General features: G+C 53.5%; 25 protein-coding genes. 8 read left to right on the forward strand and 17 right to left on the reverse strand.

Annotation, left to right across the window (positions count from 1 at the left end; translation table 11 throughout):
• Positions 1–432 precede the first annotated feature (432 nt).
• Positions 433–999 carry a D-glycero-beta-D-manno-heptose 1,7-bisphosphate 7-phosphatase gene (gene gmhB / locus MUU51_RS11935; protein WP_159770827.1) on the reverse strand — a complete coding sequence of 189 codons (567 nt, stop codon included), beginning with the start codon at positions 997–999 and terminating at the stop codon, positions 433–435.
• A 188-nt stretch (positions 1000–1187) separates the two neighbouring features.
• On the opposite strand from gmhB, the gene metN reads away from it, so the two are divergent.
• The 6 genes from metN (at position 1188) to proS (ending at position 6768) form a co-directional block, all read left to right on the forward strand.
• Positions 1188–2219: a methionine ABC transporter ATP-binding protein MetN gene (gene metN / locus MUU51_RS11940; protein WP_258967817.1), complete on the forward strand. Its 1032-nt coding sequence runs from the start codon at positions 1188–1190 to the stop codon at positions 2217–2219.
• Entirely contained in the window at positions 2212–2865 is a 654-nt protein-coding gene (locus tag MUU51_RS11945; protein WP_159770834.1) for a methionine ABC transporter permease MetI, read from the forward strand. Before metN ends, MUU51_RS11945 begins: the two co-directional genes overlap by 8 nt.
• Positions 2866–2906: 41 nt before the next feature.
• Positions 2907–3722, forward strand: coding sequence for a methionine ABC transporter substrate-binding lipoprotein MetQ (gene metQ, locus MUU51_RS11950; protein ID WP_159770837.1), 816 nt, complete (start codon positions 2907–2909; stop codon positions 3720–3722).
• Positions 3723–3828: 106 nt separating this feature from the next.
• Positions 3829–4233, forward strand: coding sequence for an envelope stress sensor lipoprotein RcsF (rcsF, locus tag MUU51_RS11955; RefSeq protein WP_258967818.1), 405 nt, complete (start codon positions 3829–3831; stop codon positions 4231–4233).
• Positions 4230–4937, forward strand: coding sequence for a tRNA (N6-threonylcarbamoyladenosine(37)-N6)-methyltransferase TrmO (gene tsaA, locus MUU51_RS11960; protein WP_258967819.1), 708 nt, complete (start codon positions 4230–4232; stop codon positions 4935–4937). Before rcsF ends, tsaA begins: the two co-directional genes overlap by 4 nt.
• Positions 4938–5049: 112 nt before the next feature.
• Entirely contained in the window at positions 5050–6768 is a 1719-nt protein-coding gene (gene proS, locus MUU51_RS11965; protein ID WP_258967820.1) for a proline--tRNA ligase, read from the forward strand.
• A 78-nt stretch (positions 6769–6846) separates the two neighbouring features.
• On the opposite strand, the gene nlpE is transcribed toward proS, so the two are convergent.
• Genes nlpE through MUU51_RS11980 form a run of 3 tightly spaced genes read right to left on the reverse strand, consistent with a single transcriptional unit; the run spans position 6847 to position 8540 of the window.
• A complete protein-coding gene (gene nlpE, locus MUU51_RS11970; RefSeq protein ID WP_258967821.1) occupies positions 6847–7545 on the reverse strand; it encodes an envelope stress response activation lipoprotein NlpE in 699 nt (232 codons plus the stop codon).
• 30 nt (positions 7546–7575) lie between these two features.
• Positions 7576–7998 (reverse strand): alternative ribosome rescue aminoacyl-tRNA hydrolase ArfB, encoded by a 423-nt coding sequence (arfB, locus tag MUU51_RS11975; protein ID WP_159761238.1) that lies wholly within the window; start codon positions 7996–7998, stop codon positions 7576–7578.
• On the reverse strand, positions 7995–8540 hold the full coding sequence (locus MUU51_RS11980; protein WP_159770852.1) for a YaeQ family protein: 546 nt from the start codon (positions 8538–8540) through the stop codon (positions 7995–7997). The genes arfB and MUU51_RS11980 overlap by 4 nt, the downstream gene beginning before the upstream one ends.
• A 195-nt stretch (positions 8541–8735) precedes the next feature.
• Here MUU51_RS11980 and MUU51_RS11985 point away from each other — a divergent pair, with 195 nt between their 5' ends.
• Together MUU51_RS11985 and rof are read left to right on the forward strand one after the other, a co-directional pair.
• Entirely contained in the window at positions 8736–8936 is a 201-nt protein-coding gene (locus MUU51_RS11985; RefSeq protein ID WP_110510859.1) for a YaeP family protein, read from the forward strand.
• Positions 8923–9183: a Rho-binding antiterminator gene (gene rof / locus MUU51_RS11990; RefSeq protein ID WP_159770855.1), complete on the forward strand. Its 261-nt coding sequence runs from the start codon at positions 8923–8925 to the stop codon at positions 9181–9183. Before MUU51_RS11985 ends, rof begins: the two co-directional genes overlap by 14 nt.
• Positions 9184–9200: 17 nt before the next feature.
• Here rof and tilS read toward each other — a convergent pair whose 3' ends face one another.
• The 13 genes from tilS to rseP all read right to left on the reverse strand — a co-directional run bounded on the left by tilS (position 9201) and on the right by rseP (position 26200).
• Positions 9201–10502 carry a tRNA lysidine(34) synthetase TilS gene (tilS, locus tag MUU51_RS11995; protein ID WP_258967822.1) on the reverse strand — a complete coding sequence of 434 codons (1302 nt, stop codon included), beginning with the start codon at positions 10500–10502 and terminating at the stop codon, positions 9201–9203.
• Between the two features lie 3 nt (positions 10503–10505).
• Entirely contained in the window at positions 10506–10895 is a 390-nt protein-coding gene (locus MUU51_RS12000; RefSeq protein WP_258967823.1) for a VOC family protein, read from the reverse strand.
• Between the two features lie 60 nt (positions 10896–10955).
• Positions 10956–13094 (reverse strand): lysine decarboxylase LdcC, encoded by a 2139-nt coding sequence (locus MUU51_RS12005; RefSeq protein ID WP_159770864.1) that lies wholly within the window; start codon positions 13092–13094, stop codon positions 10956–10958.
• A gap of 102 nt (positions 13095–13196) precedes the next feature.
• Complete coding sequence (accA, locus tag MUU51_RS12010; RefSeq protein ID WP_159770867.1) at positions 13197–14156, reverse strand: acetyl-CoA carboxylase carboxyl transferase subunit alpha; 960 nt, start codon at positions 14154–14156, stop codon at positions 13197–13199.
• A 12-nt stretch (positions 14157–14168) separates the two neighbouring features.
• Entirely contained in the window at positions 14169–17651 is a 3483-nt protein-coding gene (gene dnaE / locus MUU51_RS12015; protein ID WP_258967824.1) for a DNA polymerase III subunit alpha, read from the reverse strand.
• 23 nt (positions 17652–17674) lie between these two features.
• Positions 17675–18271: a ribonuclease HII gene (gene rnhB, locus MUU51_RS12020; RefSeq protein ID WP_159770873.1), complete on the reverse strand. Its 597-nt coding sequence runs from the start codon at positions 18269–18271 to the stop codon at positions 17675–17677.
• Positions 18268–19413 carry a lipid-A-disaccharide synthase gene (gene lpxB, locus MUU51_RS12025; protein ID WP_258967825.1) on the reverse strand — a complete coding sequence of 382 codons (1146 nt, stop codon included), beginning with the start codon at positions 19411–19413 and terminating at the stop codon, positions 18268–18270. Before lpxB ends, rnhB begins: the two co-directional genes overlap by 4 nt.
• Positions 19413–20201 (reverse strand): acyl-ACP--UDP-N-acetylglucosamine O-acyltransferase, encoded by a 789-nt coding sequence (lpxA, locus tag MUU51_RS12030; RefSeq protein WP_159770879.1) that lies wholly within the window; start codon positions 20199–20201, stop codon positions 19413–19415. The genes lpxB and lpxA overlap by 1 nt, the downstream gene beginning before the upstream one ends.
• Positions 20202–20204: 3 nt before the next feature.
• A complete protein-coding gene (gene fabZ / locus MUU51_RS12035; RefSeq protein WP_110510849.1) occupies positions 20205–20660 on the reverse strand; it encodes a 3-hydroxyacyl-ACP dehydratase FabZ in 456 nt (151 codons plus the stop codon).
• A gap of 102 nt (positions 20661–20762) precedes the next feature.
• Positions 20763–21788 carry a UDP-3-O-(3-hydroxymyristoyl)glucosamine N-acyltransferase gene (gene lpxD / locus MUU51_RS12040; protein ID WP_159770882.1) on the reverse strand — a complete coding sequence of 342 codons (1026 nt, stop codon included), beginning with the start codon at positions 21786–21788 and terminating at the stop codon, positions 20763–20765.
• A gap of 3 nt (positions 21789–21791) precedes the next feature.
• Positions 21792–22286, reverse strand: coding sequence for a molecular chaperone Skp (gene skp, locus MUU51_RS12045; RefSeq protein ID WP_110510847.1), 495 nt, complete (start codon positions 22284–22286; stop codon positions 21792–21794).
• Between the two features lie 125 nt (positions 22287–22411).
• Entirely contained in the window at positions 22412–24817 is a 2406-nt protein-coding gene (gene bamA / locus MUU51_RS12050) for an outer membrane protein assembly factor BamA (protein WP_159770885.1), read from the reverse strand.
• A gap of 30 nt (positions 24818–24847) precedes the next feature.
• Positions 24848–26200, reverse strand: a complete 1353-nt coding sequence (rseP, locus tag MUU51_RS12055; RefSeq protein ID WP_258967826.1) for a sigma E protease regulator RseP — start codon at positions 26198–26200, stop codon at positions 24848–24850.

Here is a 26200-nt window from a genome sequence, read left to right on the forward strand (position 1 = left end):
TTGCATGTGTTAGGCCTGCCGCCAGCGTTCAATCTGAGCCATGATCAAACTCTTCAATTTAAGTTTGATGCTCATGAATTAAACTTCGTAATGAATTACGTATGTTCACTCATAAGACTTGGTATTCTATTTAGCGTCTTTCGACGTTTAAGAATCCATGTCACTTTGAGTGCCCACACAGATTGTCTGATAAATTGTTAAAGAGCAGTGAGTTACGCGCTTTCGCTTGCTAACTCGAGGTGGCGTATATTACGCTTTCCTCTTTCAGAGTCAACCCTTAATTTCAGGATTTTTAACTCTCATCGCCGCCGGTACACTGTGAAGTTGTTCACATGTTCCGTGTCGATGGAGGCGCATTATAGGGAGCTGCTGAGGAATGACAAGCGGAAAAATGCATTTTTATTTCAACCGCTCATCTTTTCACCTGAACGCTTACTTATTCTGCTTTTTGATGGCTGCAGGCAGCGCTGCAAGGCTATCAAGCACCCAATCTGCTGCATTTTCAGCCTCTTCGGTTACTGGCTTGCCGGTACGCACTAATACTTTAGTACCCACGCCTGCAGCTGCAGCCGCCAGCATATCCTCAACTTTGTCGCCAACCATAAAGGAGGCGTCCATATCGATATGAAGGAAATCACGGGCAGAAATCAACATTCCCGGATGTGGCTTACGGCAATCGCAAACCTGGCGGTACTCTTCTACTGTTCCTTGCGGATGATGCGGACAGAAATAGATGCCGTCCAGGTCAACACCACGATCGGCAAGAGACCAGTCCATCCACTCAGTTAATGTTTCGAACTGGGCTTCGGTAAATTTGCCACGCGCAATTCCAGACTGGTTGGTCACCAACACCAGCGCATAGCCCATCTCTTTTAGCTCACGCATAGCGTCAATGGCGCCATCGATAAATTCGAATGCGTCGATTTCGTGGACGTAACCGTGATCGACATTAATAGTGCCATCACGGTCTAAAAAAATAGCGGGTACGGTTTTTGCCACCGGTTTGCTCCTGAGTAAGGCTTGTGCCGCTAGTATCTCATTTTTCCTGCGCCAAGAAAGTGCTCATTATTACCCTCCCGGATTGATTTAGACGTCTGGATGCCTTAACATCCATTTCATTGACGGTCGCTGCACGCTACAGCAGCAGAAAATGCCACGGCAAATCACCATACGATAATAAATAGCTAATGATAAAACTTTCGAGTATCACCAAAGTGTTCCAGCAAGGCAATAAAAGCATTCAGGCGTTGAATAACGTCAGCCTGCATGTGCCTGCCGGGCAAATTTACGGCGTCATCGGAGCATCAGGTGCAGGTAAAAGCACGCTGATCCGCTGCGTCAATTTACTCGAGCGCCCAACCCAGGGAAGCGTTCTTGTTGATGGGCAGGACTTAACTGCCCTTTCCGAGTCACAATTAACCAAAGCACGTCGCCAGATTGGCATGATTTTCCAGCATTTTAACCTGCTGGCATCACGTACCGTTTTCGGGAACGTTGCCCTGCCGCTTGAGCTGGACAACACCTCTAAAGTAGAAGTGAAGCGTCGCGTGACGGAACTGCTGGAGCTGGTTGGTCTGTCAGATAAGCATGACAGCTACCCGGCAAACCTTTCCGGTGGTCAGAAACAGCGTGTGGCCATCGCCCGTGCGCTGGCAAGCAATCCAAAAGTTCTGCTGTGTGATGAAGCCACCAGCGCACTGGATCCGGCTACTACCCGTTCTATTCTCGAACTGTTGAAAGACATTAACCGTCGTCTCGGCCTGACCATTCTATTGATCACGCACGAAATGGACGTGGTTAAGCGTATCTGTGACTGCGTGGCGGTTATCAGTAACGGTGAGCTGATTGAGCAGGATACGGTGAGTGAAGTGTTCTCTCATCCGAAAACGCCACTGGCGCAACAATTCATTCAGTCCACGCTGCACCTGGACATTCCGGAAGACTATCTGACTCGCCTGAAACCAGAACAGCTGGCGGACAGCGTGCCAATGCTGCGTATGGAATTTACCGGCCAGTCCGTTGATGCACCTCTGCTGTCAGAAACCGCCCGCCGCTTTAATGTGAATAACAACATTATTAGTGCACAGATGGATTACGCCGGTGGCGTGAAGTTCGGCATCATGCTGACTGAAATGCACGGTACACAACAAGATACACAAGCCGCCATTGCCTGGCTGCAGGAACACCATGTGAAAGTAGAGGTACTGGGTTATGTCTGAGCCGATGATGTGGTTACTGGCGCGTGGCGTCTGGGAAACGTTGGCAATGACCTTTGTTTCCGGTTTCTTTGGTTTCGTATTGGGTCTGCCTGTGGGCGTGCTGCTGTATGTCACTCGTCCTGGCCAGATTGCTGAGAACGTGAAGCTGTACAGCATCCTCTCTGCGATGGTGAATATCTTCCGTTCGATTCCATTCATTATCCTGCTGGTATGGATGATTCCATTTACCCGCGTGATTGTCGGGACCTCTATCGGCCTGCAGGCAGCGATCGTTCCGCTGACCGTAGGTGCAGCACCGTTTATCGCCCGTATGGTGGAAAACGCCCTGCTGGAAATCCCGACCGGCCTGATTGAAGCTTCCCGCGCAATGGGTGCAACGGTCATGCAGATCGTTCGCAAAGTCCTGTTGCCAGAAGCGCTGCCGGGTCTGGTGAACGCGGCCACCATTACGCTCATCACTCTGGTCGGCTACTCGGCGATGGGCGGTGCCGTCGGTGCCGGTGGTCTGGGTCAGATTGGCTATCAGTACGGTTACATCGGCTATAACGCTACGGTAATGAACACCGTGCTGGTATTACTGGTTGTTCTGGTTTATTTAATTCAATTCTCTGGCGATCGCATCGTCCGGGCTGTCACTCACAAGTAACGTTACACACAACATACAACTCTAAGAGTTAAGGAAAGAAAATGGCGTTCAAGTTAAAAACCTTTGCGGCCGTGGGTGCCCTGATTGGTTCTCTGGCACTGGTGGGTTGTGGTCCGGATCAAAAAGACCCTAACCATATTAAAGTCGGTGTGATCGTGGGTGCAGAGCAGCAGGTTGCTGAAGTTGCTCAGAAAGTAGCAAAAGAGAAGTATGGCCTTGACGTTGAACTCGTGACCTTCAACGACTACGTTCTGCCGAACGAAGCGCTGAGCAAAGGCGACATCGACGCCAACGCCTTCCAGCACAAACCATACCTGGACCAGCAAATCAAAGATCGCGGCTACAAACTGGTTCCGGTCGGCAGCACCTTCGTTTACCCAATTGCTGGTTACTCCAAAAAAATCAAATCTCTGGACGAACTCCAGCCTGGTTCTCAGGTTGCCGTGCCTAACGATCCAACCAACCTCGGTCGTTCCTTGCTGCTGCTGCAGAAAGTGGGCCTGATCAAACTGAAAGAAGGTGTTGGTCTGCTGCCAACCTCTCTGGACATTACCGAGAACCCAAAAAACCTGAAAATTGTTGAGCTGGAAGCCCCGCAGCTGCCGCGCTCCCTCGACGATGCTCAGATTGCACTGGCCGTTATCAACACCACTTACGCAAGCCAGATTGGCCTGACCCCGGCAAAAGACGGCATCTTTGTTGAAGACAAAGATTCCCCGTACGTAAACCTGATCGTGAGCCGTGAAGACAACAAAGACGCGGAAAACGTGAAGAAATTCGTTGAAGCGTATCAGTCTGACGAAGTCTACGAAGCCGCCAACAAGATCTTCAACGGTGGCGCGGTTAAAGGCTGGTAATCTTTTCACAAAGTAATATCATTCAGGACGGGCTTTTGCCCGTCTTGTCATTTTGGCGGGCAGCTGATTCAATAAGTTCGGCTTTTTAATACATTGAGGAAATACTATGCGTGCTTTACCGATCTGTTTTGTAGCGCTCATCCTGAGCGGCTGTTCCATGTTAAACAGATCTCCCGTAGAACCTGTACAAAGCACCGCAACTCAGCCAAAAACCGAGACTGCCAAACCGAAAGCACCGCGCCCTGCCCCGGTAAAAATCTATAACAGCGCCGAAGACCTGCTTGGCAAACCGTTCCGCGATCTCGGCGAAGTCAGTGGCGAATCCTGCCAGGCATCAAACCAGGATTCTCCACCGAATATCCCAACCGCCCGCAAGCGTCTGCAAATTAACGCGGCCAAAATGAAAGCCAACGCGGTTCTGCTGCATAGCTGTGAAATCACCAGCGGCACGCCAGGCTGCTATCGCCAGGCCGTTTGCCTCGGAAGCGCCCTCAACGTTTCGGCGAAATGAGTGCATTTTCCTTTGAGCAGATAGGCGTTATCCGCTCGCCGTATAAAGAGAAGTTTGCCGTCCCGCGCCAGCCTGGTCTGGTGCAACACGGTAACGGCGAACTTCACTTGCTGCCCCCCTATAATCAGCCAGATGCCGTTCGCGGTCTTGAAGCCTTCAGCCACCTCTGGGTGCTGTTCGTGTTTCATCAAACCATGGAAGGCGGTTGGCGTCCGACCGTTCGCCCTCCCCGTCTTGGCGGAAATGCAAGATTGGGCGTGTTTGCAACCCGGTCCACTTTCCGTCCTAACCCTGTCGGGATGTCACTGGTCGAACTAAAAGACATTCGCTGTCATAAAGATCAGGTCATTCTGCAACTTGGCAGTCTGGACTTAGTAGACGGCACGCCGGTCGTGGATATCAAACCGTATCTGCCGTTTGTTGAAGCGCTACCGGATGCCCAGGCGAGCTACGCGCAGCAGGCACCGGTTGCCAGCGTGAACGTCAGTTTCAGCGCAGAACTCGACAGCGCATTTCCGTCACTTGAAAAGCGTTATCCTCATCTTCGCGCCTTTATAATGGATGTACTGGCTCAGGACCCGCGTCCGGCCTACCGTAAAGGGGAGGAGACAGGAAAAACTTACGCCGTCTGGCTGCATGATTTTAACGTTCGCTGGCGCGTCACCGACGCCGGGTTCGAAGTCTTTGCTCTGGAAGCGCGCTAATTTTCTTCTCCTCTCTTTTGACAACTCTGCCAGGCTGATAAACTAAACCACTTTTTTTGTATCTGGCGGGCTTTCCCGCCAGTGTCGATCGTTCAAATGGAACCGTAATAACATGCGTACTAGTCAATACTTGCTCTCCACGCTGAAGGAGACACCTGCCGATGCCGAGGTTATCAGCCACCAGCTGATGCTGCGCGCCGGGATGATTCGTAAGCTCGCTTCCGGGTTGTACACCTGGCTGCCGACCGGCCTGCGCGTCCTGAAAAAAGTCGAAAACATCGTGCGTGAAGAAATGGATAACGCCGGTGCAATCGAGGTGTCCATGCCCGTGGTTCAGCCTGCTGACCTGTGGCAGGAGAGCGGTCGCTGGGAGCAATACGGTCCTGAGCTACTGCGTTTTGTCGATCGCGGCGATCGTCCATTTGTTCTCGGCCCAACGCATGAAGAAGTCATCACCGACCTGATTCGTAACGAGCTGAGCTCTTACAAACAGCTGCCGCTGAACTTCTATCAGATCCAGACCAAATTCCGCGATGAAGTTCGTCCCCGTTTTGGTGTGATGCGCTCCCGTGAATTCATCATGAAAGACGCCTACTCGTTCCATACGTCTCAGGAATCCCTGCAGGAAACGTATGACGCGATGTACGCGGCTTACAGCAAAATCTTCAGCCGTATGGGTCTGGATTTCCGTGCTGTTCAGGCAGATACCGGTTCTATCGGCGGTAGCGCATCTCACGAATTCCAGGTACTGGCGTCCAGCGGTGAAGATGACGTTATCTTCTCTGACACCTCAGACTTCGCAGCAAACATTGAGTTTGCTGAAGCACTGGCACCAAAAGCACCGCGTGCGGCGGCTACCCAGGAAATGACGCTGGTTGAAACGCCGAACGCAAAAACCATCGCCGAGCTGGTTGAGCAGTTCAATCTTCCGGTTGAGAAAACCGTTAAAACTCTGCTGGTGAAAGCAGTTGAAGACAGCGCGTACCCGCTGGTAGCCCTGCTGGTGCGTGGCGATCATGAACTGAACGAAGTTAAAGCAGAAAAACTGGCCCAGGTTGCCAGCCCGCTCACTTTCGCAACCGAGGCTGAAATTCGTGCCATCGTCGATGCCGGCCCGGGTTCCCTCGGCCCGGTCAACATGACCATTCCAGTGGTTATTGACCGTACCGTTGCCGCAATGAGCGATTTCGCCGCTGGCGCAAACATCGACGGTAAACACTACTTCGGCATCAACTGGGACCGCGATGTAGCGACTCCGGAAGTGGCTGATATCCGTAATGTGGTGGCAGGCGATCCAAGCCCAGACGGTCAAGGCACGCTGCTTATCAAACGCGGGATCGAAGTCGGTCACATCTTCCAGCTCGGGACCAAGTATTCCGAAGCGATGAAAGCCTCGGTGCAGGGTGAAGACGGTCGTAACCAGACTCTGACCATGGGCTGTTACGGTATCGGTGTGACCCGCGTGGTTGCAGCAGCTATCGAGCAGAACCACGACGAGCGCGGTATCGTTTGGCCGGACAACATTGCTCCGTTCCAGGTTGCAATCCTGCCAATGAACATGCACAAATCCTATCGCGTTCAGGAACTGGCAGAGAAACTGTACGCCGAGCTACGCGCTCAGGGTATTGAAGTGCTGATGGATGATCGTAAAGAGCGTCCGGGCGTGATGTTTGCTGATATGGAACTGATCGGTATTCCACATACCGTGGTCATCGGCGACCGTAACCTCGACAGCGACGAAATTGAATACAAATACCGTCGTAACGGCGAGAAGCAGATGATCAAAACCGGGGATATCCTCAACTACCTGGTTCAGTCGATTAAAGGCTAAGTCTGCCGTCCTTCAGGCATAAAAAATGCCAGCCCATTATGCGGCTGGCATTTTTTTATCTGCAGTTTACGTTCTGCTTCAGTTACCGCACGCTTTACCAGGCATGAACTTCGCGTCTTTATCGGCTTTCAGGGTTTTCACCTGTTCGCCAGTATCCGGATTCGCTTCCAGCGTGAAATGCCCTTCAACGGTCAGAAGCACAGGCTTGCTTTCCGTGCCACGCGCAGCAGCATAATCACGTTCCAGCTGGGCGTTATTCGCCACCGCCACACGTTTGCCCGTCGCGCAATCGGTAAAGACGGCTGCATCCGCCATGTAGATATACATCCCGCGCATCGCCATTGGCGTGATTGGCAGGCTGGATTTCACCGGCTCCAGCGTGTAATTCAGCGACGAGACAATCGGATTGCCTTCGCTGTCCAGCATTTCCAGCTTATCGCCTTTCGCACGATAGTAAGACTTCTCGCCTTTGCTGTCGGTCAGCACCAGCTTTTCAGCCGTGCGGGCCCATGTACCGTAGGAACCGAACGATGAAGGCTCACGCGTAACGCCCTGATAACGCTCATTCATCACCCAAGTACCGTCTTTTTCCAGGAACAGCGACGTTTCAATCCCTTCGCAATCAGCGCATGGCAGAACGCCACGCCAGCTTTGCTGCATTGGTTGCAGAGCGATGTTCTGCGCTGTTTTTAACGTCTGTTCATCTGAACGGTTATTACAGCCAGGCAATGCGCAAAGCATGCTAATCGCTGCGAGGGTCACCAGTACCTTCTTCACCTTAATTTCCTTATGTGGCTCAATTTGGGGTCAGTCCCCGGAACTCCGGACTTTGCCGCGCATCGCTTTTACCGATGACTTCTGCGACTTAGACGCCAGCCGGCGCTCTTTCGATGCCCGCGTTGGGCGCGTTGCCCGACGGTGTTTTTGTACAACGGTCAGGGTCTGAATCACCGAGACCAGCCGCGCGACGGCCGCTTCACGGTTCATTTCCTGACTGCGATATTCCTGCGACTTAATGATTATCACGCCATCGGCGGTAATCAGGTGGTGGCTGGCGGCCAACAGTCGCTCTTTGTAATACTCTGGCAGGCTGGAGGCCCGAATGTCAAAGCGCAGGTGAATTGCCGTTGAGGTCTTATTCACGTTCTGCCCGCCGTTGCCCTGCGCACGAATCGCGGTGATCTCCACCTCTTCGTCGCCCAGAGACACCGACTGGGAGATAACAATCATTTCGGCTGCTGCCAGCAGGTTGGGACGATTTCCAGATTATTCTGATCGTCGGACAGCCACAGCGTACCTTCCTGAAGCGTAGCCTGGAGTGACATATTGCGCGCCGCAAACGCCGTCAGCTGCGACAGTTGCGTATCGTCAAAGTACCAGATGCTCAGGTTTTTGAACCCGGCCAGCGCGGACTGATTTTGCTGCCACCAGATTTCCGCGGCACGGCTGTTGTAGGTGAACAGCGCTACCTGCTTCGAACGCGAACAGGCTTTCTTAATGCGGCGTTCTTCGGGTAAACCGAGTTCAATCCACAGGTCGATACCCAAGTGGTCGTTGAGCAGCCACACTTCCGGCTCGTCATCCGCACTCAGACCACGGGTAAACTGCAGACGATCGTCGGCATACATGATCCATGCCAGCAGGCGCAGCATCATGCGCTCTTCGGTTTCTGACGGATGCCGTGCCAGCGTCAGGCTGGCATCGAGAAATTGGTTACGGTCGAGGTCGGCAACATTGACCATCGCTTTATAAATTGTCGCTTTCAGCGCCATGATTTTACTCCTGAAAATTGGCGGCCATTGTACCGAAATCAGCCGCAAAAGGCTGTCGCCAATTCACCGCAAGACAGCTCATCCTGCTGATATTGCTTAAATGAGTATGGTATAGTCACCTTGCTAAACAGAGTTTATCTTCGTAGGCTTAAACTTGCATCCCACAGTTAAGTCAGAGCGCTGACAGGAGGGCATGTGGAAAAGTATTGTGAGTTAATACGCAAGCGGTATGCGGAAATCGCCAGCGGAGACCTGGGATATATACCTGATTCGCTGGGATGTGTGCTAAAAGTATTAAATGAAGTGGCGTCAGATGACGCGATTTCAGAGTCGGTCAGGGAAAAAGCGGCCTTTGCGGCGGCAAACTTACTGGTGAGCGATTATGTCAATGAATGAGTCTTATCAACCCATCAACTGTGATGACTATGACAATCTCGAGCTCGCCTGTCAGAACCATCTCGTTTTGGCGCTGGAGCTGAAAGATGGCGAAGTGCTGAAGGCGAAAGCAAACGATCTAGTCTCACGCAAAAACGTTGAGTACCTTGTCATTGAAACCTCAGGCGAAAGCCGCGAGCTGCGACTTGACAAGATAGCCAGCTTTAGCCACCCGGATATCGGTACCGTGGTGGTAAGCGAAGAGTAATCCGCAGACGGGCAGTGCTACTGCCCGTTTTTTTGTCTGATCATTGCCAAACCAACTTCCCCTTCCCTGCACTGCCCGTCGAGCGTCACAAAGTATCCCGCCGCTGCAATTAACGTCTCATTATAAAAAAGCAGCGGTGTGGTTTCTCTCAACCACGGCGCGACGCCCAGCTCCTGCCAGATTTTTTTGAGCTTACGCCCCCCGCTGCGCCCAACAATATGCAACGTGCCGGACGCGGTGTAACGCACGCTGACGTGCTCATCGACATTTGGCGCGCGGATCTCAGCTCCCTCACTGAATCGAAGCGTATCACCATTGGGTAGCGGCAGCGGTTGAGCAATATCAGCCCACTCCAGCTGCGTGGCATTTTGCCGTTCGTACGTCGGGACCCACCACAGCTGCTGCTGATAGCGTCGAACCTCGAAATCGCCCAGGCGCACCAGCGGATTCGCATCATCACGCGCCAGCGCCACTTCCCGCCAGATTCGCTCCAGCATCGCACGCGAAGGCATCATCGCCTGATGCCCCGCCAGCCAGCGACGAAGCAACGCCCCGCGGCGGGAATCGCTCACCTTCAACAGCGGTTCGATTGCAAGCTGTCCTTGCGCACCGGTAAGCGTGGCCAGTTCTTCAGCCAGCAGCTCATCCAGTAAGTGTTCCTGCTCACCGCACAACGCCGCGCTGCGTGCCGCCGCTTCGGCAAAATGCGGCCAACGTTCCGTCAGGAGCGGCACTACCCGCAGGCGCAGGAAGTTACGATCATAAGCGTCGTCGCCATTACTTTCATCTTCAATCCAGCGTAACCGGTGTTTGGCAGCCCACTGCTCAAGCGCTTCTCTACGCAGGTTGAGCAATGGGCGCAGTAGCGTCGTTCCAGCAAAGGCCGATTCTACATACATGCCCGACAGCCCCGCCGGACCACTGCCACGCTTGAGCGCCAACAGCAGCGTTTCACACTGATCGTCTAAATGCTGCGCCGTGACCAGCGCTTCGCCCGGCTGCAATGCCGCACGGAAGGCGTCGTAGCGCGCTTCACGGGCGTGAGCTTCTACACCAAGCCCTTCGTCTGCCAGCGTTACCCTTACCACGTCCAGCGGAACTTTCAGCCCGGTACAAATCTGCTGACAATGCGCCACCCAGGAGTCAGCGTTCGCACTCAACCCATGATGAATGTGGATAGCGCGTAGCGTGACATCAGGTGATTGCTCTCGCCAGCACGCCAACTGGTGCAAAAGCACCGTCGAATCCAGGCCGCCGCTGAAGGCGACCAGAAAATGTCGATAAGGTTGTAACGCATCGATGACAGATTTCAGGCTCATGAGTTATTGCTGATACAGCTCCAGCGGCAGTCCGTCCGGATCGCTAAAGAAAGTAAAGCGGCGGTCGGTAAACGGATCAATACGAATCGCCTCACATTTCACGCCATGGCTTTCGAGATGGGCAACGGAAGCATCAAGGTCATCCACACTAAAGGCCAGATGGCGCAGACCGCACGCTTCAGGGCGTGAAGGACGTGCAGGTGGAAACGGAAAAGAAAATAGCTCGATAGTGTACTGGCCGTTAAGCGCCAAATCGCCTTTCCAGGAATCGCGCTCTTCACGATAAAACTCGCCCTGCAGGGTGAAACCCAAAATATCGCAGTAGAACGCCTTACTCCTGGCGTAGTTGCTTGCGATGATGGCGATGTGGTGAACCTGTTTTAAACCCAGCATGTTTTCTCCTTATTGATATCCGCAGCACGTTACCTGCGGCGAGCCGCCTGACGCAAGACATCAGGCCTCTTTTAAGACTCGTACCCAGTACACGCCCTCTTCATCACGCTTCGCGCCGTGGATGTCGGTTTCAAAGCCAGGATAATGACGTCCAATGGAGCACAGCATCAGCAGGAAATCGAGCACCGCCCGGCTTTCCTCGGTGATCACCTCTCCCGGCATTAGCAACGGAACACCCGGCGGATACGGCAGGATCATGTTAGCCGAAACGCGGCCCACTAGCTGCTCTATCTGGATTGTTTCCACCTCACCTTTGATCTGCCGCTGCCAGGCTTTGTGCGGCGTCATTTTCATTTCCGGCAGTACGTCGAACGCGCGCAGCATCAGATGCGAAAGCTGATGCTGGCAGATAAGCTTGTGGATCCCCCGAGCCAGATCCTGAATGCGCATGTTGCGATAGAAATCAGGATCTTCAGCATACAGATCCGGCAGCATGTTTTTGACCCGCAAATTCAGATCGTAGGAGCGTTTAAACTCCGTCAGGCCACGCAGCAGGCCCATCGCCCGGGTTTTGTCGATCCCGATGCTGAACAGGAACAGCAAATTATACGGCCCGGTTTTCTCAACCACCACACCTCGCTCATCGAGGAATTTCGCCACCAGCGCCGCTGGGATCCCCTCTTCGCTCATGTTGCCTTGCTCGTCCATCCCCGGTGTCAGGATCGTGACTTTCACCGGATCGAGGTACATATGATCCGCATCGGCGTCGGCAAATCCGTGCCAGTCTTCCCCAGGCGATACCGGCCAGCATTCGGCTTCATCCACCTTTTCCGGCTGCCAGATGTCAAAGAACCAACCGTCAGACTCTTCGCGCAGACGTTGCACCTCTTTACGGAAATGCAGCGCGCGTTCAACAGAACGGTTAATCAGGCGCTTGCCCGGATTTCCACGCAGCATCGCCGCGGCGGTTTCAATCGAGGCTACAATCGGGTAACTCGGCGACGTCGAGGTGTGCATCATGAAGGCTTCATTGAAGGTATCTTCATCATAGTCGCCTTTGATGTGGATAAGCGATGCCTGCGACAGCGCCGCCAGCATTTTATGCGTGGACTGCGTTTCGTAGATAACTTTGCCCGGCACGCGATCGCCACTCATCCCGCTTTTGCCGTCATAAATCGCATGAAAATTGGTGTACGGCACCCACGCAGAATCAAAGTGAATCGACGGCACGTCGAGGGTCTCTTTAATCCAGGTGGTGTTATACAGCAGGCCGTCATAGGTGGAATTGGTAATAACCGCGTGAACTGGCCATTCCGCCCCAAAAGTGGCGCTGACTTTTTGCCTGATGCTGTCGCGGGTAAACTCCCGCTTCGGGATCCCGCCCAGAATACCGAGCGCATTACGGGTTGGCTTCAGCCACAGCGGCACTACGTCACTCATCATCAGTAAATGCGCCAGCGACTTATGACAGTTGCGGTCAATCAGCAGCGTACTTCCCGTCGGCGCTGCATACATGCCAACGATTTTGTTCGACGTCGACGTGCCGTTGGTTACCATGTAGCTCTGCTCGGCACCAAACGTACGCGCGATATACTCTTCCGCTTCCAGATGCGGGCCGGTATGATCGAGCAGCGAGCCCAACTCAGTCACCGATATCGAGACATCCGCCTTCAGGGTATTTCCGCCGAAGAAATCGTAAAACAGGCAGCCTACCGGGCTTTTTTGATATGCCGTGCCCGCCATGTGTCCTGGCGTACAGAAGGTATATTTCCCCTCTTTGACATAATTAAACAGCGCCCGGGTAAACGGCGGGGTGATATTGTCGAGGTATTCGGTGGTGTACTGGCGTATACGCGTGGCGATGTCTTCTTCCGCACCCAGCGCGTACTCAAAGAACCACAGCGCCATGCGCATATCGTTGACGCTGACATCCAGCGTGGAATGGGTGTTGATAAATGCATAGAGCGGCAAATATTCGTTGAGCTGATTGATATCGCGGCACAGCTCTTCACCGTATTCATCCCAGTCGAAGATAACCCCGCAGATTCGCGGATTCTGCTCAATGAACTTGATTAGGTCAGCGCTGTTTTGCGGCCAGATAATTTTGAATCCCTGCTGCGTCAGCGACGCTTCCAGGTCCTTAACCGGCTGATCTTTATGGTAGACGCCGTGCGGCCCCATGATGGCGATGATATTCACGCATTCCTCCTGGAAAAAAACCTGTGCTAATCATAGCGCAGCTGAACCGCAGGTATAAAAAAAGCCACACAGTGTGTGGCTTTTTCGGAGCACTCTATACGCTTACGCGTAGCCGTAGCTCATCAGTCGCTGGTAGCGACGGTTGAGCAGGTCTTCGGTGCTCAGCACGTCCAGATCTTCCAGATCGGCCAACAGCTGGGCTTTCAGGCTGGCAGCCATCGCTTCCGGCTTACGATGTGCGCCACCCAGTGGTTCCGGGATAACGGTATCGATAAGCTTCAGCTCTTTCAGACGCGGCGCGATGATGCCCATGGCTTCAGCAGCCAGTGGCGCTTTGTCAGCGCTTTTCCACAGAATGGAGGCGCAACCTTCCGGAGAGATAACGGAATAGGTGCTGTATTGCAGCATATTCACTTTATCGCCCACGCCGATCGCCAGTGCACCACCGGAGCCGCCTTCACCAATTACGGTGCAGATTACCGGCACCTTCAGGCGAGACATTTCACGCAGGTTGCGGGCGATCGCTTCAGACTGACCGCGCTCTTCCGCGCCCACGCCAGGGTATGCGCCCGGGGTGTCGATGAAGGTCACGATAGGCATTTTGAAGCGTTCAGCCATTTCCATCAGGCGCAGCGCTTTACGGTAACCTTCCGGAGCCGGCATACCGAAGTTGCGGCGGATTTTCTCTTTGGTTTCACGGCCTTTCTGATGGCCAATGACCATCACCGGGCGCCCTTCCAGACGTGCGATACCGCCGATGATAGCTTTGTCGTCGGCATAGGCACGATCGCCCGCCAGCTCGTCAAACTCATCGAACGCCAGGCGCAGATAATCCAGGGTATATGGGCGCTGCGGATGGCGTGCCAGTTGGGCCACTTGCCATGCACCAAGATCGGCGAAAATTTTACGTGTCAGTTCTACGCTTTTTTCACGCAGACGATGCACTTCTTCGTCGATGTTAATATCCAGTTTTTCATCCTGACGGCCCACGGCGGTCAGAGAATCGATTTTCGCTTCCAGCTCTGCAATCGGCTGTTCGAAATCAAGGAAATTCAGACTCATAGTATTCCTGTATTAGTCAAACTCCAGTTCCACCTGCTCCGACCCAATGAGGCCACGCAACTCGTTCAGTAAACGGTCGCTCGGAGAAACACGCCAGGTCGCGCCAAAGCGCAGCCGTGCGCGTGCATCCGCCCTCTGATAGTAGAGATGTACTGGAATTGTCCCCGAACGATGGGGTTCCAGAGACTGACGGAGACGGTTTAAAAGCTGGTCATCAATTTGCCTGTCCGTCAGCGAGATAGCAAGCCCGCGAGCATATTTTTCCCGGGCTTCGTCAATGTCCATAACTTCACGGGCGGTCATTTTAAGCCCCCCGCTGAAGTCATCAAAGCTGACCTGTCCGCTGACGATAAGTATGCGGTCTTTTTCCAGCAAATGCTGGTATTTATCCAGCGCGTCGGTGAACAACATCACCTCCAGCCGCCCGGAACGGTCATCCAGCGTACAGATGCCGATACGATTGCCTCGCTTGGTGACCATTACCCGCGAAGCAATCACGAGCCCCGCCGCCGTGGTCACTTTACCACGATCGGTCGGATGCATGTCTTTAAGCCTCAGGCCGCCGACATAGCGCTCAATTTCTCTGAGATACTGGGTGATCGGGTGGCCGGTCAGGTATAAGCCCAACGTTTCCCGTTCGCCATCCAGTACGATTTGTTCCGGCCACGGCTGGCAGCTGGCGTAGGACTGTTCCACCTGCTCCGGCTCATCGGCCAGAACGCCGAACATATCCGCCTGGCCGATGGCTTCGGCTTTGGCATGCTGATCTGCCGCTTTTAATGCGTCAGGCAGCGAGTTTGCCAACGCCGCGCGGTGCGGTCCGAGGCGGTCAAAGGCCCCGGACATGATCAGTTTCTCCAGCACACGTTTGTTGAGCTTTTTGGTGTCTACACGGGCGCAGAGGTCAAACAGCTCGCGGAAATAACCGCCTTCGTTACGTGCTTCAAGAATCGCTTCAATCGGGCCTTCGCCGACGCCTTTAATTGCGCCGATACCGTACACGATTTCTCCTTCGTCATTGACGTGGAAATGATACAGCCCGGAGTTAATATCCGGCGGCAGAATTTTCAGCCCCATGCGCCAGCATTCATCCACCAACCCGACGACTTTCTCGGTGTTATCCATATCCGCGGTCATGACCGCCGCCATAAACTCAGCCGGATAGTGCGCCTTCAGCCACAGCGTCTGGTAAGAGACCAGTGCGTAGGCCGCGGAGTGCGATTTGTTAAAACCGTATCCGGCGAATTTTTCCACCAGGTCGAAGATTTTCATCGACAGTTCGCCGTCGACGCCGTTATTGATTGCGCCTTCTTCGAACGTGCCACGCTGCTTGGCCATCTCTTCGGGCTTTTTCTTACCCATAGCACGACGCAGCATATCCGCACCGCCGAGGGTATAACCTGACAGTACCTGGGCAATCTGCATCACCTGTTCCTGGTACAGGATGATACCGTAGGTTGGCTCCAGTACAGGTTTCAGGCTTTCGTGCTGCCATTGTACGTCAGGATAGGAAATCTCTTCGCGCCCGTGCTTACGGTCGATAAAGTTATCTACCATGCCGGACTGCAGCGGCCCCGGACGGAACAGGGCCACCAGGGCTATCATATCTTCGAAGCAGTCAGGCTGCAGACGCTTGATCAGGTCTTTCATGCCGCGAGATTCAAGCTGGAACACCGCCGTGGTTTCCGAGCGTTGCAGCATGTCGAAGCTTTTCTTATCTTCCAACGGGATAGCGGCGATATCAATCGGCTCTAAGCCCTGCTTCGCCCGGCGCGGGTTGATCATCTTCAACGCCCAGTCGATGATCGTCAGCGTACGCAGCCCCAGGAAGTCAAACTTCACCAGCCCGGCATATTCCACGTCGTTTTTATCGAACTGGGTCACCGGATGAAGCCCGGATTCATCGCAGTACAGCGGGGCAAAGTCGGTAATTTTAGTCGGCGCGATAACCACGCCCCCAGCGTGCTTACCGGCGTTACGGGTGACCCCTTCGAGCTGACGAGCCATATCAATCAGCCCGCGAACTTCTTCATCTGCCTCGTAGATTTCCGGCAACTGGGGTTCAGCTTCAAAGGCTTTGGCAAGCGTCATGCCCGGGTCGGGCGGCACCAGTTTGGATATTCTGTCAACGAAACCATACGGGTGGCCGAGCACGCGGCCCACGTCGCGGATAACCGCTTTCGCCGCCATCGTACCGAAGGTAATAATCTGCGATACCGCGTCACGACCGTACATTTCCGCTACGTGTTCGATTACCTGATCGCGTTTCTCCATACAGAAGTCAACGTCGAAGTCGGGCATGGATACACGTTCCGGGTTAAGGAAACGTTCGAACAGCAGGTCGAATTCCAGCGGATCGAGGTCGGTAATTTTCAGCGCGTACGCCACCAGCGAGCCTGCACCGGAACCACGTCCCGGGCCTACCGGCACGCCGTTATCCTTCGACCACTGGATAAATTCCATGACGATAAGGAAGTAGCCCGGGAACCCCATCTGGTTGATAACCTGAAGTTCGATGTCCAGACGTTCATCGTACGGCGGGCGTTTTTCAGCGCGTACGGCCGGGTCCGGGAACAGGAATTCAAGACGATCTTCCAGACCTTCTTTCGATTTCACGACGAGGAAATCTTCGGTGGTCATATCCCCGGTCGGGAACTGCGGCAGGAAGTATTCACCGAGACGGACGGTGACGTTGCAGCGTTTAGCGATTTCAACGGTATTGATCAGCGCTTCCGGAATATCGGAAAACAGCTCGCACATCTCGTCTTCGTTACGCATGTACTGCTGCGCAGAATAGTTGCGCGGGCGCTTAGGATCGTCGAGCGTGAAACCGTCGTGAATGGCCACGCGAATTTCATGCGCGTCAAAGTCGCTGGCATCGATAAACCGCACGTCGTTGGTTGCTACGACAGGTAAACCACGCTCTTCAGCCAGTTTTACCGCCGCGTGCAGGTAATTTTCTTCGTCCTGACGACCAGTACGGATCAGTTCCAGATAGTAGCGATCCGGGAAATGCTCCTGATAAAACGCCGCACACTGTTCGGCCAGCGCCATGTTGCCGCGCAACAATGCCCGGCCCACATCGCCCATTCGTGCGCCGGACAGCAGGATCAGCCCTTCTTTCTGCTCGACCAGCCAGTCTCTGTCGATATACGGCCCTTGTGCGCCGTACCCACGCTGATAGGCGCGTGAAATCAGCAACGTCAGGTTCTGATAGCCTTCGTTATTGCTGGCAATGACCGTCAGCTGTGTCAGTTCATCGGCAAACAGCTCGCTTTGAACGTGGAAATCCGCACCGATAATCGGCTTTAGACCGGCTCCGTGACCCGCGCCGTAAAACTTCACCAGGCCGCAGAGGTTGGTGAAGTCGGTGATCGCCAGCGCAGGCATGCCGAGAGCGGCCGCCTTTTTCACCAGCGGCCCGGTCTTCGCCAGCCCATCAATCATGGAGTAGTCGCTATGCACCCGCAGGTGTACGAAACGTGGTTCAGCCATCTTCAGAATCCCGCTTTACTTATTCAGGCAATGCCCAGAGCGCGTTTAACAGGCCCGAAGCTGCGCCGGTGATGTTCGGTGGCGCCATGTAGAGCCAGCTTTTCCAGATGGAAAGCCGTAGGGTATCCCTTGTGCTGCGCGAAGCCATATTCGGGGAAGGTCATGTCCAGCGCGGACATTTCCGCATCGCGGGACACTTTCGCCAGAATAGACGCTGCACTGATTTCAGCTACCCGGCTGTCGCCTTTAACTACCGCCATTGACGGAACCGGCAACGCCGGACAGCGATTGCCGTCAATCAGCACGTATTCCGGTGAAATGTGCAGGCCTGCTACGGCGCGCTGCATCGCCAGCATCGTGGCATGCAGAATGTTGAGTTCGTCGATTTCGTGCGGCTCCGCACGACCAAGGCTCCAGCTAAGCGCCTTCTCCTTGATTTCATCGAACAGCGCCAGGCGGCGTTTTTCACTCAATTTTTTGGAATCATTCAGACCGATAATCGGCCGCGCCGGATCGAGGATCACCGCAGCGGTAACCACCGCGCCCACTAACGGACCGCGCCCCACTTCGTCGACACCCGCCACCAGATGGGTATGCGGATAGATAAAGATGTCTGTCATTGTGCCAGCTCCAGCACCGCGTTGGCTGCCTGCTCGTCGGCATTGCAGCGAATCTGCTGGTGCAGTTCACGGAAGGTGTCATGCATAGCGTGGCGGGTTTTGCCATCCGCCAGCAGCGGTTGTAGCGCTTTTGCGAGCAGCTCCGGCTGACACTCATCCTGCAAGAGTTCTTTCACCAGTTCCCGGCCTGCCAGCAGATTAGGCAGCGACACATAGTCGGTTTTCACCAGTCGCTTCGCCAGCCAGAAGGTAAATGGCTTCATACGATAGCCAACCACCATCGGGCATTTCGCCAGCATGCATTCGAGCGCGGCTGTACCTGAGGCCAACAGAGCAGCATCGCTGGCAATCATCGCTTCCCGCCCCATACCGTTGAGCATGTGAACGTTCAGATCAGGCGCCACTTCCGCTTTGATACGCTCAAACTGCTCGCGGCGTTTGGCGTTCACCAGCGGCACTACCACTTCCAGATCGGGATAGTGATTGCGCAGTAGCTGTGCGGTTTTCAGGAAATCGGCACTGAGCATTTCCACTTCAGCGCCGCGACTGCCTGGCAGCAGTGCCAGACAATGGACATCGTGGGCAATGCCCAGCGTGTCTCTGGCGGCGTTTTTATCGGGGTCCAACGGCATGGCATCCGCCATGGTGTGACCGATAAAGCGGCAGGGAACATTGAATCGGTCATAAAACGCTTTTTCGAAAGGCAGAAATGCGAGCACCAGATCGGTGGCTCTGCCAATTTTGAAAACACGTTTTTGGCGCCAGGCCCAGACGGACGGGCTGACGTAATGAATCGTTTTGATGCCGTGTTTCTTCAGATTCCCTTCAAGGGTGATGTTGAAGTCAGGCGCATCAATGCCGACGAAAACGTCCGGCTTAAGTTCGGTAAAACGACGGGTGAGATCGGCACGAATGTGCAGCAGACGACGCAGACGACCGAGGACTTCGACAATCCCCATCACCGCCAGCTCTTCCATTTCGTACCAGGCTTCACAGCCTTCCGCCTGCATTAATGGCCCGGCGACACCGACGAATCGAGCATTCGGCACCCGCGCTTTCAGTGCGCGAATCAGACCGGCACCAAGAATATCGCCGGAGGTTTCTCCGGCGACCAGGGCAATCGTTAATGGACGTTCAGACATTAACGAATCAAACCACGCGTAGAGCGTTCGAAGAAGTCAGAGAAAGCTTTCACTTCAGGGTGTTGCTCTGCAAGTTCAGCAATTTCTGGTTTGGCTTCTTCCAGCGTTTTACCGCTGCGGTACAGCACTTTATACGCATTGCGAATCGCAATGATCGCTTCTCTGCTGAAACCACGGCGCTTCAGCCCTTCGATGTTTACACCGTAAGGCGTGGCGTGGTTGCCCTGCGCGATAACGTACGGAGGGACGTCCTGAGCTACGCCGGAGCAGCCACCAACCATCACGTGTGCACCAATGGTGCAGAACTGATGGACAGCCGTCATGCCGCCGACAATCACAAAGTCGTCCAGAGATACGTGACCTGCCAGTGTTGCGTTGTTGGCAAGGATACAGCGATCGCCGACTGTGCAATCATGCGCCACGTGGGCATTGATCATCAGCAGGTTGTCGCTGCCTACCTTCGTCAATCCGCCGCCCTGTACTGTGCCACGATGAATGGTGACGCTTTCGCGGATGCGGTTGCGATCGCCAATCTCCACACGAGTCGGTTCGCCAGCGTATTTAAGATCCTGGTTAACTTCCCCGATGGAAGCAAACTGATAGATTTCATTGTCACGGCCAATAGTCGTATGACCGTTAACCACAACATGAGACTTCAGTACGGTCCCTTCGCCAATGCTGACGTCTGGACCTACAATACAAAACGGACCAATGTGAGCGTTGGCACCGATAACGGCACCCTCTTCCACAATGGCAGTAGGATGGATAAAGGCAGTTTTATCAATCACGTATCAGGCCTCCCGGCTACGAGCACACATCATCGTCGCTTCGCAAACAACTTTACCATCAACCATCGCCACGCCTTTAAAGCGGGTAAGGCCACGGCGAGTTTTCTCAAAGGTGACTTCCATGATCATCTGATCTCCAGGCACGACTGGACGCTTAAAGCGCGCTTCATCAATACCTGCGAAGTAGTAAAGTTCACCTGGTTCGAGTTTACCCACGCTCTTGAATGCCAGAATACCAGTGGCTTGCGCCATGGCTTCCAGAATCAGCACGCCTGGAAAAATCGGTTTGCCCGGAAAATGCCCCTGGAAAAACGGCTCATTCACGGTGACATTTTTAACTGCGCGCAGAAAACGACCTTCTTCAAAATCCAGCACGCGATCGACCAGTAAGAACGGGTAACGGTGTGGCAGAAGTTCCAGAATCTCTTCAATGTGCAGAGTATGAGTGTCAGTAGTCAAAATACTCTTCCTGTCTAAATATACTGAAATGCAATAATAACACGGCCTGCCGGATTATAAGAAATCAGACAGGCCGGGAAGGTTGGCGCTTAAGGTGAGTCGTTAGTCTTGTTGACTAGTTTTACGCTCAAGAGCTTTGAGACGCTTGCTCATGTCATCAATATTCATCACCAGCGCAGCGGTTTTACGCCAGGCCTTATTCGGCTGCAGCGGAATGCCTGAGGAGTATACACCAGGCTCAGTGATCGGGCGCATAACCATGCCCATTCCGGTCACTGTGACTTTGTCGCAGATTTCCATGTGGCCATTGATAACGCTCGCACCGCCGATCATGCAGTAACGGCCAATTTTCAGGCTGCCTGCCATGATAACGCCGCCAGCAACGGCGGTATTGTCACCGATGACCACGTTGTGCGCAATCTGGCACTGGTTATCAATGATAACGCCATTGCCGATCACGGTATCGTCAAGCGCACCGCGATCGATAGTGGTGCATGCACCGATCTCCACGCGATCGCCAATAATGACGCGGCCCAACTGGGGGATCTTCACCCAGTTGCCACGATCGTTGGCATAGCCGAAGCCGTCTGAGCCGATAACAGTACTGGATTGGATCAGGCAATTTTCACCGATCGCAATTTCATGGTAAACGGAGACGTTCGCCCACAGGCGCGTTCCGGCACCGATAGTCGTGTCTTTACCTATGAAACAACCCGCACCAATGCGGACGTTATCGCCGAGAACAACCCCGGATTCGATAACCGCATTTGCCCCGATAGAGACGTTTTGACCGACTTTCGCAGTCGCATCAACCACCGCGCTCGGGGCGATATCCTGCGCCGGTTGCGGCGTGGAATCGAGAATTTGGGCCATACGGGCGTAAGTCAGGTAGGGATTCTTCACTACCAGCGCCGCGCTTTTGGCAAAAGGTAAGTCGTCCGCCGTCATCACAACAGCAGAGGCCTGGCACAAGGCCAGGTGTTCACGGTATTTAGGATTTACCATGAATGTGATATGGCCTGCTTTAGCGGATTGCATGGACGCAACAGCGGTGATGACGATATCGCCATCACCGTGTAATTCTGCATCCAACTGCTGAGCTAAATCAGCCAGTCGAATTGAAGGCATTACTTATTTAACCTGTTTCAGCACATCAGCGGTGATGTCTTTAACGTCACTGCTGTTGTAAGCAACGGTGTTTGCGTCAACAACCAGATCGATTTTCTGGTCAGCCGCTACGCTCTTCACTGCAGACTGGATACGAGTAACGAGTTTGCCACGTTCTTCGTTAGAACGACGTGCACGATCCTTCTCAAAAGCCTGGGCTTTCTGAGAGAACGCCTGGCGCTGAGACATGATGTCTTTTTCCATCTTGCTGCGTTCGCTCGCTTTCATGGTAGAGCCGTCACGCTGAAGACGCTGCATTTTGCTCTGCAGATCGGATTCTTGACGCTGCAGTTCGCTTGCACGACCTTTGAACTCGTTTTCCAGAGTCGCAGAAACACCTGTTTTCTGTGCAACCTGCTGGAACAAATCACCCATGTTAACAATTGCAATAGTATCTGCTGCTTGCGCAGACGCTGCCATTGCTAAACCCAGACCTGCAGCTAATAACCACTTTTTCACAATAAAACTCCTTACCATCCCATGAATGCCCGAAGGCACCGTTTTTTGCGAAGTCATGCAACCACGCGAGTGATCGTCAGATGTCATCGCTACTACTGCTACTTGCATTCCTTTGCACAAAACAATTACCAGGTTTTACCAATGTTAAACTGGAACTGTTCTGCTTTGTCCCCATCGTACTTTTTAAACGGTTGGGCGTAGGAGAAGACCAACGGCCCCAATGGCGACATCCATTGTAATGCGATACCTGCAGACATACGGATATTGCCCGGGTCGCCGTAATCAGGCACCCCTGCGGCTTGCATCTGCGCGGTGTTTTCCCAGTTTGTATCCCAGACGGTACCGGCATCCCAGAAGAATGACGTACGGACTGAGTTAGCATATTTATCACTGATAAACGGCGTTGGAACAATCAGCTCAGCGCTGGCCACGGCCATTGCGTTACCACCGACGGCGTCGTCAGATTTACACAAGGTTTCGTTATCGCAGTTATCCTGATTCGGGCCGTAGTAAACCGCTTTAGGACCGATGTTGTTCGACTGGAAACCACGTACGGTGCTTGAACCACCGGCATAGAAGTTTTCATAGAATGGCAGTTCTTTGCCACCTAAACCATCACCGTAGCCCCAACGTGTACGACCCAACAGCACCCACTTGTGATCGTTATCGATCGGGAAGTAGGAAGCGGTATCGAGCGTCACTTTGTAGAACTCGTTATCGGAGCCAGGAATAGTCACTTTACCGTTCAGGTTAACGCGTGAACCTTCCGTCGGGAAGAACCCACGGTCAAGATGGTTATACGTCCAACCGTAGTTGAAAGTGAAGTCATCCGCAGAGAAACTCGAATCGTCGTTGGTGGTGCTTGTACCCTGACCGATCGAATCCAGGTAGCGGTTCATAGCCACCTGCGGCTGCATGTTGGACAGGTCGTTATGCACGTAGCCCAGACCCGCGCGCAGCGTGTTGTATTCGTTAATCGGGAAGCCCAACGTACCATCAAGGCCGTAGCTCTTGTTGGTGTACGAGGAGAGATCCGCATCATCGGCTTTAAAGTCATTGTAGAAGATACGACCGCCGAGACTCACGCCATCAACCGTAAAGTACGGGTTGGTCACAGAAAACTCAGAGTAGGTCTGGTAGTCGTTCTTGGTACCGTTGATACCGACAGAGTAACCTGTACCCAGCCAGTTATCCTGCTGAACGCCAACCTGGAAGCTGATGCCGCTTTCGGTACCGTAACCCACACCAAAGTTGAAACTACCGGTGTTACGTTCTTTCACCTTGTAGACAACATCAACCTGATCCGGGCTGCCTGGTACGCGCTGCGTATCCACGTCAACGGTTTCGAAGTAACCCAGACGGTTCAGACGATCTTTACCTGAATCAACGAGGTCACTGCCAAGCCATGAGCCTTCCATCTGACGCATTTCACGACGCAGGACCGCATCTTTGGAGGTATCGTTACCTTCAAAGCGAATCTTACGTACGTAGTAACGGTTACCCGCATCAACGCTCACGTGCAGCTTGACGGTTTTGTCAGCATCGTTGATTTCAGGCTGTGACTGTACGCGTGGATAGGCGTAGCCGTAGCGACCCAGAAGTTTCTTGATGTTATCTTCCATTTTGGTCACTTTCGCACCGTTGTAGAGTTCACCTGGCTCTACTTTGGTCAGGCTTTCAATCTCCGCAGAGTGGCCTGCCAGGTTTCCACTGACCTCAACGCCCGACAGCTTATACTGATCGCCTTCGGTAATGTTGACGGTGATGTAGATACCTTTTTTATCCGGCGTCAGACTGACCTGAGTGGAATCGATATTGAAACGTGCATAACCACGATCCAGATAGTAGCTGCGCAGGGTTTCAAGGTCGCCCGCGAGCTTCTGTTTCTGGTATTTACGATCGCCGACGACGTTCCACCACGGCACTTCGTCACGCAGCTGGAAGTTAGAGATCAGCTCATCGGTGCTGAACGCATGGTTACCGACGATGTTGATCTGTTGAATTTTGGCCGATACGCCTTCCTGGAAGACCAGTTTCAGGTCAACACGGTTACGCGGCAGCGGAGTCACAACGGCTTTAACGCTCGCACTGTACTTACCGACGCTGTAATAGAAGTCTTCCAGTCCCTTCTCGATATCACCGAGAGTGGTACGGTCGAGAGATTCGCCAACGCGAACGCCAGAGGCTTCGAGATTCTGTTTGAGCATGTCATCTTTCACCGATTTGTTACCGGAGAAAGTGATGCTGGCAATCGTTGGGCGCTCTTTGACCTGCACCAACAACGTATCACCATCACGCAGAACACGAACATCCTCGAAGTTGCCAGTGGCAAACAGCGCACGGATGGTGTTACTGATGTCTTCATCAGTAACCGTATCGCCAGGACGAACTGGCATGCTGAGGAGGGCCGCACCAACAGCGACTCGCTGCAGGCCTTCGAAATGAATATCCTTCACTACGAATCCGTCAGCACCGTATACGGTCGCGCTGCCGAACAGCAGCGACGCTATGAGCAACTTTTTCATCGCCATCGTTATTATGCGTTCTTCCTAACACTCTCTCTACAACCGAGAGAAATCATTGAAAAGTGCAAGCCCCATTAACAGCACCAGCAATATTGAGCCAATGCGATAACTAAAGTCTTGAACTCGCTCGGATACCGGTCCGCCCTTCAGCTTTTCAATCGCCAGGAAGAGCAGATGACCCCCGTCTAAAACGGGTAGCGGGAACAGGTTGATAATGCCCAGATTCACACTGATGAGCGCAAGAAACATCAGATAGTAAATCAACCCAAACTCCGCTGACATCCCAGCCCCCTGAGCAATCGAAATTGGCCCACTGAGGTTGTTCAGTTTTACGTCACCGGTTATCAATTTCCCCAGCATCTGAACCGTCAACTTCATCAACTGCCAGGTTTTATCCGTGGCCTGAATGATGGCAGCGAACGGCCCGTACTGGCGCACTGTCTTGTACTCATCGGGTAACGGGATGATTTTTGGAACCACACCCGCAAACCCTTCAGCTTTCCCTTTACCGGGCTTTGTATCTGGTATCAGCGTTAAAGACAAGGGACTCCCCTGTCTGTCTATCTCCAATCGCAGCGGCTTGCCGGGATTGTCTCGCACCAAAGTGACAAATGTCATCCACTGTGTGAGTGGCTGACCATCGACTTTAACGATCCTGTCGCCTGCTTGCAAACCTGCTTTGCGCGCAGCAGAGTCAATTTGCACTTCAGCCAGTGCCGTCTCGACTTGTGCACCGCGTGGTCGAATCCCCAGTGACGTGACGGGATCTTCCTTATCAGGCTCAAATGCCCAGTGGCGCAGATTAAGAATTTTATCCTGACGCTGCTGTGTTCCAAAAGGTGCAACGGTGAGCGTCGTTTGCTCATCGCCAATTTTTGTCACCAGCGCCAGACGGACTGCATCCCAATCAGGCGTTTCGATACCATCAACGGCTTTAAGTTCCGTGCCTGGTGCAATTTGTGCTTCTGCAGCAATCGAATTGGGTGTTATTTCACCAATAACCGGGCGCACACCAGGGACACCGATGATAAACACCAACCAATAGGCGAAAATGGCAAAGATGAAATTGGCAACCGGACCGGCGACAATAATAGCCGCCCGCTGGCCAACGGTTTTATTGTTGAAAGCGTGGTGACGCATCTCCGGAGTTACCGGTTCGACGCGCTCATCCAGCATTTTGACGTAACCGCCCAGAGGGATAAGGGCGATGACATATTCGGTTCCCTGACGGTCAACTCGACGCCAGAGCGCTTTACCAAAACCAATGGAAAAGCGCTCCACATGGACGCCGCAGCGACGAGCAACCCAGAAATGACCAAATTCATGCACAGTGATTAATACACCCAGTGCAACAATGAATGCCGCCAGATTCCAGAGAATGCTCAGCAT

The sequence above is a fragment of the Scandinavium manionii genome (genome assembly GCF_024764775.1).
In the GTDB taxonomy this organism is placed as follows: domain Bacteria; phylum Pseudomonadota; class Gammaproteobacteria; order Enterobacterales; family Enterobacteriaceae; genus Scandinavium; species Scandinavium manionii.

Excerpts from the sequence above, each read along its gene's own strand:
- metN (WP_258967817.1), top strand. The coding sequence starts at position 1,188 with ATGATAAAACTTTCGAGTATCACCAAAGTGTTCCAGCAAGGCAATAAA.
- MUU51_RS11945 (WP_159770834.1), top strand. The coding sequence starts at position 2,212 with ATGTCTGAGCCGATGATGTGGTTACTGGCGCGTGGCGTCTGGGAAACG.
- rseP (WP_258967826.1), bottom strand. The coding sequence starts at position 26,200 with ATGCTGAGCATTCTCTGGAATCTGGCGGCATTCATTGTTGCACTGGGT.
- bamA (WP_159770885.1), bottom strand. The coding sequence starts at position 24,817 with ATGGCGATGAAAAAGTTGCTCATAGCGTCGCTGCTGTTCGGCAGCGCG.
- arfB (WP_159761238.1), bottom strand. The coding sequence starts at position 7,998 with ATGATTGTTATCTCCCAGTCGGTGTCTCTGGGCGACGAAGAGGTGGAG.
- proS (WP_258967820.1), top strand. The coding sequence starts at position 5,050 with ATGCGTACTAGTCAATACTTGCTCTCCACGCTGAAGGAGACACCTGCC.
- metQ (WP_159770837.1), top strand. The coding sequence starts at position 2,907 with ATGGCGTTCAAGTTAAAAACCTTTGCGGCCGTGGGTGCCCTGATTGGT.
- rof (WP_159770855.1), top strand. The coding sequence starts at position 8,923 with ATGTCAATGAATGAGTCTTATCAACCCATCAACTGTGATGACTATGAC.
- MUU51_RS11980 (WP_159770852.1), bottom strand. The coding sequence starts at position 8,540 with ATGGCGCTGAAAGCGACAATTTATAAAGCGATGGTCAATGTTGCCGAC.
- dnaE (WP_258967824.1), bottom strand. The coding sequence starts at position 17,651 with ATGGCTGAACCACGTTTCGTACACCTGCGGGTGCATAGCGACTACTCC.
- accA (WP_159770867.1), bottom strand. The coding sequence starts at position 14,156 with ATGAGTCTGAATTTCCTTGATTTCGAACAGCCGATTGCAGAGCTGGAA.
- MUU51_RS12000 (WP_258967823.1), bottom strand. The coding sequence starts at position 10,895 with ATGCTGGGTTTAAAACAGGTTCACCACATCGCCATCATCGCAAGCAAC.
- tsaA (WP_258967819.1), top strand. The coding sequence starts at position 4,230 with ATGAGTGCATTTTCCTTTGAGCAGATAGGCGTTATCCGCTCGCCGTAT.
- rnhB (WP_159770873.1), bottom strand. The coding sequence starts at position 18,271 with ATGACAGACATCTTTATCTATCCGCATACCCATCTGGTGGCGGGTGTC.
- lpxD (WP_159770882.1), bottom strand. The coding sequence starts at position 21,788 with ATGCCTTCAATTCGACTGGCTGATTTAGCTCAGCAGTTGGATGCAGAA.
- tilS (WP_258967822.1), bottom strand. The coding sequence starts at position 10,502 with ATGAGCCTGAAATCTGTCATCGATGCGTTACAACCTTATCGACATTTT.
- lpxB (WP_258967825.1), bottom strand. The coding sequence starts at position 19,413 with ATGTCTGAACGTCCATTAACGATTGCCCTGGTCGCCGGAGAAACCTCC.
- rcsF (WP_258967818.1), top strand. The coding sequence starts at position 3,829 with ATGCGTGCTTTACCGATCTGTTTTGTAGCGCTCATCCTGAGCGGCTGT.